Origin of the sequence: Bradyrhizobium sp. 138, from assembly GCF_023074075.1 — a bacterium.
Taxonomy (GTDB): Bacteria; Pseudomonadota; Alphaproteobacteria; order Rhizobiales; family Xanthobacteraceae; genus Bradyrhizobium.
Genome location: NZ_JADPKT010000033.1, coordinates 301,308 through 314,296, shown reverse-complemented (window position 1 = coordinate 314,296; position 12,989 = coordinate 301,308). Strand labels below are relative to the sequence as shown.

Below are 12,989 nucleotides of genomic sequence, written 5' to 3'. Positions count from 1 at the left end.
GCTGTCGGCAATCGCGCGGGAGCACAAGGGCGCAGGCGAGATTAGAACCTGCGGTCGCATTTAAAATAATATATCTGATAAAATTTGTATTGCCAATTAAATTGAGCTCAGGCATTAATTGTCGAGATAATTAATTCCGTGAAGGGTTGGCGTCGGATTAAACCCGATATTTTTCGTGAACGGAGCGAGGCGGACCTGGTTCGCCGCTGCTCCGTTGGGCAGGCATCGGGGAGATCAGGCCGACGTCCGGGCAATAGCGCCGCGATCGGAGCGTGCGGTCATGCTGGAAGTGCGAAGTTTGGCGATTCCGGATGTCAAGCTGGTCCGATCGAAGCGCTTTTCCGATACGCGGGGCTATTTTTGCGAGACGTTTCGCCGCTCGGATTTTGCCGAAAAGGGAATTCCTCACGATTTCATCCAGGACAATCAGTCCTGCTCGGAGCGGGTCGGGACAGTTCGTGGACTGCACTTCCAGAGGCCTCCCTTCGCGCAGGCCAAGCTGGTCCGCGTGTTGAGAGGAGCGATCCTTGATGTGGTGGTCGATCTTCGGCGGCGGTCGCCGACGTTCGGCAAGCACGTCTCGGTCAAACTGGATAGCGGAAATGACGAGCAGTTGCTCGTTCCAAAAGGGTTCGCTCACGGCTTCTGCACGCTCGAGCCTCAAACCACGGTGTTTTACAAGGTCGACGAGGTCTATTCTCCGGACCACGACGGCGGTGTCTATTGGGCGGATCCCGAATTGGCTATCGAATGGCCGGTGAAGGCCTCGGCGGCCCAGCTCTCACCGAAGGATCGAGCGCTCCCCACCTTCGACCAGCTTGCATCAGTGTTTGAATAGAGGACGTGGCATGCGTGTCCTGGTGACCGGCGGAGCGGGATTTATCGGGTCTGCGGTCTGTCGACAGTTGGTGTCGGAGGTCGGGGTCTCGGTCGTCAATGTCGACAAACTGACCTATGCTGCCAATTTGGCCTCGCTGGCATCCATCGACGGTACAAGCCGCTATCGATTTGAGCAGCACGATATTTGCGATCAAGAAGCGATCACTCGTCTGTTTTACATGTGGGAGCCAAGTGCGGTCATCCACTTGGCAGCGGAGAGCCATGTCGATCGGTCGATTACCGGATCGGCAACATTCGTTAGTACCAACATCGTCGGCACCTACACTCTCCTGGAAATAGCCAGACGATATTACGACGGGCTTTCAAGCCAGAGGCAGAGAAAGTTCAGGTTTATTCACGTGTCGACTGACGAGGTCTATGGTTCATTGGGGCCGGTGGACTGCTTCCGGGAAGATAGCCCTTATCGGCCGAGCTCACCTTATTCGGCGAGCAAGGCCGCCTCGGACCACCTCGCGCTCGCCTGGCATAAGACTTATGGCTTGCCGGTGATCGTGTCGAATTGTTCGAACAATTACGGACCATTCCAATTTCCGGAAAAGCTCATTCCGCTAACGATTCTCAACGCGTTTGAGCACAAGCCGTTGCCGGTCTACGGCGACGGCAGCAATGTGCGCGATTGGCTTCATGTCGACGATCACGCAGCAGGCCTGATCAGGCTGCTATTCGAGGGCAGGGCCGGAGAGAAGTACAATTTCGGCGGCGACAGTGAGCGCTCGAACCTGGAGGTAGTCACCCAGATCTGTGACGTGCTTGATCGATTGCGTCCAGGGCCGGCAGCGAGGCGATCATTGATCTCGTTTGTGCCGGACCGTCCGGGGCACGACGCACGTTACGCAATCGATGCGTCGAAAGCTCGCAGCGAGCTGGGATGGCAGCCGACCCGAAGCTTCGAACAAGGTCTCGCCGACACGGTGGAATGGTATCTGGCCAGCGGCGCCTGGTGGTCGCCGGCTCGCAATATGGTCTACGACGGCGCGCGCCTTGGTCTTCCAGCCACTCGACACTGAGGTTGCCATGATCGAACGACCGATTCTGATCGTTGGTCGAAATGGCCAGTTAGGCAGCCGCCTTCGTGATCTCGCTGCTCTTCGCGGCCTGTCTGCATTGGCCCTCGGACGCAAGGAGCTCGACCTAGAAGTCCGAGACGGGATCGACAGGACGGTCGCCTCGATCGCCCCCTGCATGATCATTAATGCCGCTGCTTATACGGCTGTGGATGGGGCAGAGTCTGAAGTTGGAAAAGCCTTCAGTATCAACCGCGATGGTGCGGCTGCATTAGCGGATGTCGCATGGCAGAGAAACATTCCATTTGTGCATTTGTCGACGGATTATGTCTTTGACGGTGCCAAGCGTGAGGCTTACGACGAAGCCGACGTGCCGGCGCCGCTGAACGCATACGGTGCATCAAAGCTGGCCGGCGAGGCGGCCGTTTTGGCAGCGCATCCGCTCGCGACCGTCGTCAGATCTTCTTGGATCTACAGCCCAACAGGCAGCAACTTCGTTCGGACCATGTTACGGCTGGCCGAAACGCGACCGATCGTGAAGGTCGTTTGCGACCAACACGGAAGCCCGACTTCAGCAGCGGAGCTGGCCGCGGCGCTTCTGAAGATTGCCGAGCGCTCGCTCACCGATGACCGCCGCACCGCAGCGGGAATATTTCATCTCGCCGGTCAGGGAACAACGAGCTGGCACGGCTTTGCGGAGGCAATCTTCGATGGTTTATCCCGTCGTGGAGTGCGGCCGCCGGCGCTGGAAGCGATCACGACCGAGCAGTATCCCTGCGCTGCGCGCAGGCCCCTAAACTCACGCCTGGACTCATCCAAAGCGGAGAGCGTGTTTGGAATTCGATTGCCGACCTGGCGCCACTCTCTCGAAACCTGCCTCGACCAACTTGTCGGAAAAGGAGACACCGATGCTGAAGGGAATCGTCCTGGCTGGAGGCAGCGGAACGCGGCTCTATCCGATCACGCGTGTGGTCAGCAAGCAATTGCTGCCCGTCTATGACAAGCCGATGATCTACTACCCGCTGTCGACGCTGATGCTGGCAGGAATCCGCGAGATCCTGGTGATCACGACCCCGGCAGATCGGTCCCAGTTTGAACGATTGCTCGGGAATGGAAGTCAGTGGGGGATTCGGCTCAGCTATGCGGAACAACCCCGTCCCGGCGGGCTTGCGGAAGCGTTCATCGTAGGTGCCGATTTCATCGGAACCGATCGCGTCGCAATGGTACTCGGAGACAATATCTTTTTCGGCGGCGGATTGAGCGAGCTACTCGCCAAGGCCGCTGCCCGCGAGGAAGGCGCAACCGTGTTCGCGTATCACGTACGCGATCCCGAACGATACGGCGTCGTTACGTTCGACGAGGCGGACCGCCCGCTGCGAATCGAGGAGAAGCCTAGCAAGCCGACATCGAACTGGGCCATCACCGGTCTCTATTTTTTCGACAGCCGGGTCGTGCGATATGCCCGCCGGGTCGAGCCGTCGCCGCGGGGAGAGCTCGAGATTACTGATCTGCAAATGCGCTATCTCGCGGCCGGCGCTCTGCACGTCGAGCGCATGGGGCGGGGATTAGCATGGTTGGATACGGGCACTGTCGAGTCGCTTATCGATGCAGGGACGTTCGTCCAGACGCTAGAAAAGCGCCAGGGCATGAAGGTGGCTTGTCTTGAGGAGGTCGCCTTCCGGCAGGGATTCATCGATCAAGATCAGCTTCGCGGGCTGATTCAGCCGCTCGAGAAAAGCGGATACGGCAGGTATCTCAATGAGATCCTGCGGCTGCCTGCACCCCCTACCGGCGCCGCAATCGACGTTTAAATTAAATGTGATATTACTATTTTAATTAATTGACCGGTGCGATTTTTTTAATTTAAATTCTTCCCTCGCGGATTTTGAGGCTGGCCATGATAAATCAAAAGGCGAGCGTTTTTTATCGAGCAGCAAGGCCTCTCCTCTCGGAAGAGAGTGATTTCAGCCAGATTGATTTGCTTCTGCCGGGTGCCTCCCATTGGACTGCGTCCTGGAGCCGCGATCTGGCCGCCCGGCAGGTGTCCGATCTGCGGGCGGTGGCCGGGCCGTCGCGTTCCAGGGTCAGTGAGACGCATTGGATCGCTTCCAGCGGCGGCTATTGGAACGTCGCTGCGAACTGGAGTGCGGGCATTCCGGACGCCGGGTCCGCCGCCTTCATCGACGCGCCGGGATCCTATGTTGTCACGACCAGCGTCAATGTTGATGTCGGCAGCCTGATCGTCGATGCGGATGCGACGATTGCGCTCGGTCGGGAGTCGTCCTTTGTCGTGGAAGGTGACACCATCAACAACGGCAGCATAAAGCTCGGACCGGTCGGCGACGACGGGAGTGCTGCAGCAGGCTTCAGGGGCGACGTCCGCGGAGCGGGCGACTTCGCAATTGCCGACAGATCGGTTCTCGAGATCGGAGGGGCGGTCTCCGGGCACCTCGCCAACGGTTCATTCTCTGGCATAACCGTCTCCTTCGAGACGGACGTCGGCACCTTGGTTCTCGACCGCTCTGCTCAATTCCATGGCCTGATCGGAAGCTCATCGCCGGATCGACCGCTTTCAGCCGGCAATCTGATCGACCTCAGGGATTTCGCTTTCACGTCGACGATGTCAGCGTCGGTTCACTACGACCGGAGCTCAAACATCAGCACAGTCGATTTCAGCAATGGGGCGGGCAATGTCACTCTGCTGTTCTCCGGACAGGATGAGAACTGGACCTTCGCAAGCGATGGACAGGGCGGCACCCTCGTTGCAGACCCAGTTACGAACCCGATCGTTTTGGAAAATCAGAAACAAGGCACATCGCCGAGCATCTGGCAGATCAATGTCGGCGCAAACTCGACCCGAATCCAGGGATTCACGACGGCGATAAGCACCAATGTCGGCAGCACCGTTCAATTCAAGATCAACAACCAGACAGGCGCGCCGAACTATCGCATCGATATCTATCGGCTTGGTTACTACGGCGGCAACGGCGCCAGGCTGGTTACGACGGTGCAGCATCAGGCTGCGACCTCCGTCGTGCAACCGGCGCCGTTGAAAGACAGCTCGACCGGCCTCGTCGATGCCGGCAATTGGAGCGTGACCGACTCCTGGAACGTGCCCACCGACGCGGTTTCTGGCGTATACATTGCCAACGTGATCGACGGAACACAGGTGTTTCAAATTCCGTTCGTGGTCCGCAATGATGCCTCGCAAAGCGCGATCGTGTTCCAGACCGCCGATCAGACCTGGCAGGCCTACAACCCCTGGGGCGGGGCCAATCTCTACTTCGGCAACGGACCTGGCGTGGACGGCTCCGCTTACGCCGTGAGCTACAATCGTCCGATCACGACGCGCGACGGCGGGCTCGCGAGTTCTTCCAACGACATGGTGTTCTCGGCCGAGTATCCGGCGATCTACTGGCTCGAGCAGAACGGATACGACGTCTCCTACATTTCAGGCATCGATGCGGCCACCAACGGATCGCTCCTGCTCAACCATCAGGTCTACATGGATGTCGGCCACGATGAATATTGGACCGACAGCCAGTTCTCCAACGTCCAGGCGGCCGGCCATGCCGGCGTCAATCTGATGTTTCTCAGCGGTAACGAGGTGTATTGGCAAACGAGACTCGCGCCCAGCATCGATGCCAGCCAGACGGCCAACCGCACCCTGATCTCGTACAAGGACACCCACGCCAATCAGTTGATTGACCCAACTGGAACGGCGACTGGCACTTTCATGGACGCGCGCTTCGCGTCGACCGGAGGCCTGTCGGGTACCCCTTCCAATGCCCTCACTGGCCAGCTCTTTCAGGTGGACTCCAATCGCACGGATATTATCCAGATTCCGTACGACATGACGAATCTGCGCTTCTGGCGCAATACGTCGGTCGCCAATACGCCGGTGGGCCAAACCGCCTCGCTTGTACAGAACCTGCTCGGCTATGAGTGGGATGTGTCGCCGGATAACGGCTTCCGCCCGGCTGGACTTGTCAGTGTGTCGTCTTCGACACTGCAGATCACCGGCCAGTATCTCCTCGACTACGGCAACACCACCGGTAACGGAACGGCAACTCATAATCTGGTCGAGTTTCGTGACCCGGTCAGCGGTGCCCTTGTTTTCGGGGCCGGTACGGTGTTCTGGTCGTGGGGCCTCGCCTCCGATCACGACCAGCACACTGGGTCCGCAACGCCGATTGATCCGAACGTCCAGCAAGCAACAGTCAATGTGCTCGCCGACATGGGCGTGCAGCCCGCGACTTTGCAAGCAAGTCTGATAATCGCTGCCCAATCGACCGATCACACTGCCCCAACGTCCACCATCACAAACGTGTCGGCCAGCAGCATCCCGGAAGGCCAATCGGTCACCGTCACAGGATCGGCGAGCGATGCGGGCGGCGTCATCGGCGGTGTTGAAGTCTCGACCGACAGCGGACAGACGTGGCATCCCGCCAGCAGCAGGGTCGGCATCGCGAATGTGACGTGGTCGTATACATTCTCCGCTGGCGCTTCCGGCCAGTACAGCATCAAAAGCAGGGCGGTGGACGACAGCCTGAACCTCGAGGCGGCTGGTCCGGGCGCTGCTTACACCGTCACGCCTTCGTCGAACCTGACGATTTTCAGTCCGACCGATACGCCGGCCGTGATCACAAATAACGACGCCGCGGCTGTGGAATTGGGTGTGAAATTCGTCGCCGCCGAGTCGGGCGACGTCACTGGCATCCGGTTCTACAAGGGGCCGCAGAACACAGGGACGCATCTGGGCGATCTCTGGACGACGAACGGCGTACTGCTGGCGAGCGCAACGTTCACCAACGAAACCGCGAGTGGTTGGCAACAGGTGAATTTCGCGACACCGGTCCATGTGCAGGCCGGGGTCACCTACATCGCCTCCTATCACACGAATACCGGGCAGTACTCTACGACGGATTTCTATTTCAACAATGGCGGCCATACCCTCGGTCCGCTGACGGCGACAGGCAGCGGCCTCAACGGTGTCTATGCCTACGGCCCCGGACCGCTTTTCCCGAACACTGTTTCGATTGTGAAGGCTCAAAATTATTGGGTGGATGTCGTCTTCGGGAATACAAGCCAGCAGCCACAGGCCAACAATGACAGCGGCTTTAACGTAACCCAAAACGGTGTCCTGACGATTCCGGCATCGGCGCTGCTCGCCAATGATACGGATCCGGCCGGCCTGTCGTTCTCGATCACCGGCGTGAGCAGCCCGATCAACGGGAGCGTAAGCTACAACGCTCAGACCCAGATAGTGACGTTTACTCCGACCACGAATTACGCCGGACCGGCGCAATTCTCCTATACGATCACTGATACGAGCGAGGCCACCGGTACCGGCCAGGTTCTCCTCAACGTCAACTATCCGGTTTCCGCGCAAAGCCTGTTCGGTACCAACGATGTGCCCAGCGTGGTGAATTCGGGTGATGCGAGCTCCGTCGAACTCGGCATCAAGTTCTCCGCTTCGGTGAACGGAACGATAACCGGCCTGCGCTTCTACAAGGGATCAGCGAATACCGGTACCCATGTCGCGCATCTCTGGAGCTCGACGGGAACGCTCCTTGCTACGGCGACCTTCACGGGGGAGACGGCCAGCGGATGGCAGCAGGTCAGCTTCGCGAGCCCGATCGCCATTTCCGCGGGAACGACATATGTCGCGTCCTACCACACCAGCGGCAATTATTCCGACACTCAGAACTATTTCACGAACTCAGTTGCGAACGGCCAACTGAGCGCACCAGCGGCCGGAAATGGAGTGTACGCCTACGGAACCGGCGCGCCATTCCCGACCAACGTCTACAAGTCGACCAACTACTACGTTGACGTGGTTTTCAACGGATCGTCCGGCACGAATGGGCCGCCGACCGCCGTGGCCGACACCGGCGACGCCACCGAGAAGGGCGGCGTCAATAACGGCGCCGGCGGTTCGCTGGCCACGGGAAACGTCCTGACCAACGACACCGATCCGGACGCGGGCGATACGAAGACGGTGACCGCAGTCAGCTTCGGTTCGACCTCCGGCACGCTCGGCTCAGCCTTGAATGGCGCGCATGGAAATCTCGTGCTCAACGCCTCAGGTACCTTCACCTATACGGTCAACGAGACTGATCCCGCCGTGCAGGCGCTGCGGCTTGCGAGCAACACGCTGACGGACATCTTCAACTACACGATGCGTGATGCAGCCGGCGCGACATCCTCGACCACGCTCACGATCACCATCCACGGCGCCAACGATGCGCCGGTGCTCGCGGTCCAGACAGCCAACCAAACCGCGACAGTGGGTTCGGCGTTCTCGCTAACGCTGCCGGCGGGCACGTTCACCGATGTCGATTCCGCCGACTCGCTCACTTACGCCGCGACAACGGCTAGCGGGTCCGCACTTCCTGCCTGGCTCACCTTTGACGCATCAACCCGAACCTTTAGCGGTACACCATCGTCAGCCGACGTCGGCACGCTTGGTGTGAAGGCAAGTGTAACGGATCTCGGCAGCCTTACCGCAAGCGAAACGTTCAACATTGTCGTGACGACCACCCCGAACGCCTCGCCAACCGCCGTCGCCGACGCGGGCGACGCGACCGAGAAGGGCGGTGTCAATAACGGCAGCGGCGGTTCATCCGCCACCGGAAACGTACTGACCAACGACACCGATCCAGACGCGAGCGATACCAAGACCGTGACTGCCGTCAGCTTCGGTTCGACTTCCGGCACGCTGGGATCGGCGCTGAATGGAGCGCACGGAAGCCTCGTGCTCAATGCTTCAGGTGCTTTCGCCTATACCGTCAATGAAACCGACCCCGCCATCCAAGCCCTGCGGCTTTCGACCAACACGCTGACGGACGTCTTCAACTACACGATGCGTGATGCCGCCGGTGCTACATCCTCGACCACGCTCACGATCACGCTTCACGGTGCGAACGATGCGCCGGTGCTGGCGGCGCAGACCGGCAACCAAACCGCCACGGTGGGTTCAGCGTTCTCCCTGACGTTGCCCGCCGCCACGTTCACCGACGTCGATTCGGGCGATTCGCTCAGCTACACCGCAACCGCCGCCGACGGTTCGGCACTACCGGCCTGGCTGACCTTCAACGCCTCGACCCGGACCTTCAGCGGTACACCGACGTCGGCCGATGTCGGCACGCTCGGCGTGAAAGCCAGCGCGACCGATCTTGGTGGCCTCACGGCCAGCGAGACGTTCAACATTGCGGTGGGCACAGCCCCCTCGACGGTCAGCTTGTTCTCGGCTTCCGATACTCCTTCGGTGCTGTCGACGTCCGACACATCCCAGGTCAATCTCGGCGTACGGTTTACGTCTTCCGCGGCTGGCACGATTACCGGGATCAAATACTACAAGAGTGCGAACGACACGGGCACCCACACAGGCTCACTGTGGAGCAGCACGGGAACGCTCCTCGCGAGCGCAACCTTCTCCAACGAGACCAGCACCGGTTGGCAAACCCTCGCATTCAACAGCCCCGTCTCGATTGCGGCCGGAACCACCTACATCGCAAGCTTCCACAGCAACGGCCGTTATGCGGTTACATCGAACTACTTCACCACCGCACGCACGAATGGGCCGCTTACTGCTTCCGCGAGCAACAATGGTGTGTACACCTACGGAACGGGCAATCTGTTCCCGACCAGCACATTCAACGCGACGAATTATTGGGTCGATGTCGTGTTCAGCAATGCGAGCGGCGGCACGAACCAGTCGCCCATCGCCAACAACGACAGCGGCTTCAACGCGACCCAAGGGGTTCCGCTGAGCATCTCAGGTGCGTCGCTGCTTGCCAACGATACCGATCCGAATGGAGACGCGTTGACGATCACAGGGGTCAGTGGAGCCGTCAATGGCACCGTCAGCTTCAGCACCCAGAGCAATACGGTGACGTTCACATCGGCGAACAATTACAGCGGGCCGGCCTCGTTCAACTATACGATCTCGGACGGTCGGGGTGGGACGGCGATCGCAAGCGCGGCCGTGACCGTTCACGTTCCGTCAGCAAGCACTGTAAGCCTGTTCAGCTCGAATCCGACGCCCAGCGTGGTGACGGTGAATGATCCTAATTCGGTCGAGCTCGGTATGAAGTTCCAGGCGTCCACCACTGGCGACGTCATGGGGCTGCGCTTCTACAAGGGACCGTCCAATACCGGCACTCACGTCGCCGATCTTTGGAGCAGCACCGGCACCCTGTTGGCGACGGCCACATTTACCAATGAGACGGCGAGTGGCTGGCAGCAGGTCAACTTTGCGACGCCGGTCACCATTACGGCGGGCACGACCTATATCGCCTCGTACCACACTGCGGGAAACTACTCGGACGATCCGAATCTATTTGCCAGTTCGGTAACCAACGGACCATTGACCGCCCCCTCGTCCGCGTCCAGCGGGGGGAACGGCGTCTACGCGTACGGATCCGGAAGCCTCTTCCCTACCAACACCTTCAACGCGACGAGCTACGCGGTTGACGTCCTCTTCAGGCCGCAACTCGCAGCATAGGAGAACCACAATGCATGCCGAGATCTATACCGATGGGGTGGACGAGGTCACGATTGGCGGATCGATCGTGCGGGTCGACCTGATCAGTCTGTCGCCCACGGAACGGGACGCCAACAACGCGCCCAAGAAAGTCTTCCGCCAAAGGCTGATCTTCTCCGTGGAGTCCTTCGCGAACTCCGTAGAGGTGATGCAGAACGCGCTTCAGGGGCTGGTCGACGCCGGGGTCGTCCAGCGCTCTCGGCCGAGAGGGTCGATTGCTTCACCACAGGCGAGCGCGCGAGCCGAGCCTGCCTCGCCAGTTTCGGACAACTTACGATCTCCAAATGTCTCAACCAACTTCCGTTGAAATTGACAGGCGTGAACCGGCACCGCCTACGTCGGAGGACGAGCCGCGTCGGGCTGCTCAAACCGCACTTGAATGCCTGTCGAGGGTCGCTGCCCATCACGGTATCGATCTGCCTTCCGACCGCCTGCGGCACGCCTATGCTGTCGACGAGACCGGCATCTCGACCGATCTCGTGCTGCGCATGGCGCATGATGCAGGCCTTCGTGCCCGCACGGCGCAGCTCGATTGGAAGGCGATATGCCAGCTCGGCGAAGCCTATCCGGCGCTTGTCCAGCTCTCGAACCTGAACTGGGTCCTCGTGGTCGGCGCTGGACCGGAATGCGACGCTGTAACGGTCCTCGACCCTCTGGCCGAGCGAAGGGGAGAGCACCTGCTGATCGACGCGGACCGCTTTTGCGCCAGGTGGTCCGGAACGGCCGTTCTGTTCAAGCGCGAGAGCTCTCCATCGCAGGGCCAGACACACTTCGGGCTACGCTGGTTCGTACCCGAAATGCTGCGGGAGTGGCGGCTATTTTCTGACGTCGCAATTGCTGCGGTGTTCCTCTATGCGCTGGGCCTGGCGCTTCCGATCTTCTTTCAACTCGTGATCGACAAGGTTCTCGTGCACGAGAGCCTCACGACACTCTACGTGCTCTCGGCTGGCGCGATCATTGCGCTGTCCTTCGACGCCATATTCAGCTTTTTGCGTCGTTACCTGTTGCTGTATGCCACGAACAAGATCGACATCCGGGTTGCGACCAAGACATTTCGGCATCTTTTGGGACTTCCCGTAACCTTCTTTGAGCGCATCTCGGCCGGCGTTCTGGTCAAGCACATGCAGCAAGCCGGGCGGATCCGCGAATTTCTGACCGGTCGGCTTTTCCTGACCGGCTTGGACGCGCTTTCGTTGTTTGTCTTCCTGCCTGTCCTCTCGCTCTATAGCGTCAAGCTGACCTGCGTTGTGCTGGCGTTCACCGCCGTCAGCGGGAGCGTGATTGCGATTTTGATGGGACCGTTCCGACGACGGCTCTACCAGCTCTATCAGGCCGAAGCCGAACGCCAGGCACTTCTGGTCGAGACCGTGCACGGGATGCGCACGGTGAAATCGTTGGCCATGGAGCCCAGCCAGAACAGGGCATGGGACGATCGCTGCGCGCAATCGGTATCGATGCGGTTTGGCGTTGAAAAGATCTCGGCAGGCGCTCAGGCGCTGACCGGCTTTCTCGAGAAGATGATGACGCTCGGCATCGTGGCCCTGGGCGCGCTCGACGTCTTCGGCGGTGAGATGACGATCGGCGCGCTGGTCGCCTTCAACATGCTGGCGGGGCGCGTTTCGGGCCCGCTGGTGCAGATGGTGACCATGGTTCACGAATATCAGGAGGTCGCGCTCGCGGTTAAGATGCTCGGCGAGGTCATGAACCGGGAACTGGAACGGGATGGTCGTCGCGAGGGCCTGCGACCCGACTTCGCCGGGCAGATCGAGTTTGAAAACGTCACGTTCCGCTATGGCGAGGGTGCGCCGGCGTTGGACGATGTGTCGTTTTCAATCGCTCCCGGGGCGATCTTTGGGATTGTCGGCCGGAGCGGTTCGGGCAAGACGACGCTGACGCGATTGATCGCGGGAATGTATCCGATACAGCAGGGATTGCTGCGGATTGACGGCCATGATTCGCGCGAGATCGATCTCACGCATCTACGGTGCAATCTCGGGGTCGTACTCCAGGAAAATTTCCTGTTCCGGGGCACGGTCCGCGAGAATATCGCTTGCGTGAAGCGTGATGCCACCTTCGACGAAGTTGTCAGGGCAGCCCAGCTCGCCGGAGCCGACGAGTTCATCGAGCGGCTGCCGAGGGGGTTCGATACCATGCTCGAGGAGCAGGCATCGAATCTGTCGGGCGGGCAAAGGCAGCGGCTTGCCATCGCGCGCGCCTTGATCGTCAACCCGCGTATCCTGATCCTCGATGAAGCCACCAGCGCGCTGGATTCCGAGAGCGAAGCGATCATTCGGCGCAATCTACGACGTATCGCGGAAGGACGAACCGTCATCGTCGTATCGCACCGGCTTTCGATGCTGTCGGACGCAAGCCAGATCTTGGTGATCGACCGTGGACGGATTGTCGATGTGGATCGTCATGACGCGCTGCTGTCGAAGTGCACCTTCTACAGGCATCTCTGGAATCAGCAGACGAGGCAGGTCGCATGAGTGCGGCTGACAAGACCAGAGCTGAAGCGGCCCGGGGCAGATCCGGGC

7 protein-coding genes are annotated in these 12,989 nt (G+C 59.9%); all 7 read left to right on the top strand.

All coding sequences use genetic code 11. The features are described 5' to 3' along the window. Positions 1-280: 280 nt before the first annotated feature. The 7 genes from rfbC (at position 281) to IVA79_RS16685 (ending at position 12,941) form a co-directional block, all read left to right on the top strand. Positions 281-838, top strand: a complete 558-nt coding sequence (gene rfbC / locus IVA79_RS16715) for a dTDP-4-dehydrorhamnose 3,5-epimerase (protein ID WP_247554523.1) — start codon at positions 281-283, stop codon at positions 836-838. Positions 839-848: 10 nt separating this feature from the next. Then, positions 849-1,907 (top strand): dTDP-glucose 4,6-dehydratase, encoded by a 1,059-nt coding sequence (gene rfbB / locus IVA79_RS16710; protein ID WP_247554521.1) that lies wholly within the window; start codon positions 849-851, stop codon positions 1,905-1,907. Positions 1,908-1,914: 7 nt separating this feature from the next. Continuing rightward, a complete protein-coding gene (rfbD, locus tag IVA79_RS16705; RefSeq protein WP_247554519.1) occupies positions 1,915-2,904 on the top strand; it encodes a dTDP-4-dehydrorhamnose reductase in 990 nt (329 codons plus the stop codon). Continuing rightward, positions 2,813-3,715 carry a glucose-1-phosphate thymidylyltransferase RfbA gene (gene rfbA / locus IVA79_RS16700; RefSeq protein WP_247554517.1) on the top strand — a complete coding sequence of 301 codons (903 nt, stop codon included), beginning with the start codon at positions 2,813-2,815 and terminating at the stop codon, positions 3,713-3,715. The genes rfbD and rfbA overlap by 92 nt, the downstream gene beginning before the upstream one ends. A gap of 86 nt (positions 3,716-3,801) precedes the next feature. Then, positions 3,802-10,413, top strand: a complete 6,612-nt coding sequence (locus IVA79_RS16695; protein WP_247554514.1) for a DUF4082 domain-containing protein — start codon at positions 3,802-3,804, stop codon at positions 10,411-10,413. A 10-nt stretch (positions 10,414-10,423) separates the two neighbouring features. Further along, positions 10,424-10,759, top strand: coding sequence for a hypothetical protein (locus IVA79_RS16690; RefSeq protein ID WP_247554512.1), 336 nt, complete (start codon positions 10,424-10,426; stop codon positions 10,757-10,759). Continuing rightward, on the top strand, positions 10,737-12,941 hold the full coding sequence (locus IVA79_RS16685; RefSeq protein ID WP_247554510.1) for a peptidase domain-containing ABC transporter: 2,205 nt from the start codon (positions 10,737-10,739) through the stop codon (positions 12,939-12,941). The genes IVA79_RS16690 and IVA79_RS16685 overlap by 23 nt, the downstream gene beginning before the upstream one ends. Positions 12,942-12,989: the final 48 nt, after the last annotated feature.

Bases quoted from the DNA above. Each gene is read 5' to 3' on its own strand.
- rfbC (WP_247554523.1), top strand. From the start codon at position 281: ATGCTGGAAGTGCGAAGTTTGGCGATTCCGGATGTCAAGCTGGTCCGA.
- rfbB (WP_247554521.1), top strand. From the start codon at position 849: ATGCGTGTCCTGGTGACCGGCGGAGCGGGATTTATCGGGTCTGCGGTC.
- rfbD (WP_247554519.1), top strand. From the start codon at position 1,915: ATGATCGAACGACCGATTCTGATCGTTGGTCGAAATGGCCAGTTAGGC.
- rfbA (WP_247554517.1), top strand. From the start codon at position 2,813: ATGCTGAAGGGAATCGTCCTGGCTGGAGGCAGCGGAACGCGGCTCTAT.
- IVA79_RS16695 (WP_247554514.1), top strand. From the start codon at position 3,802: ATGATAAATCAAAAGGCGAGCGTTTTTTATCGAGCAGCAAGGCCTCTC.
- IVA79_RS16690 (WP_247554512.1), top strand. From the start codon at position 10,424: ATGCATGCCGAGATCTATACCGATGGGGTGGACGAGGTCACGATTGGC.
- IVA79_RS16685 (WP_247554510.1), top strand. From the start codon at position 10,737: ATGTCTCAACCAACTTCCGTTGAAATTGACAGGCGTGAACCGGCACCG.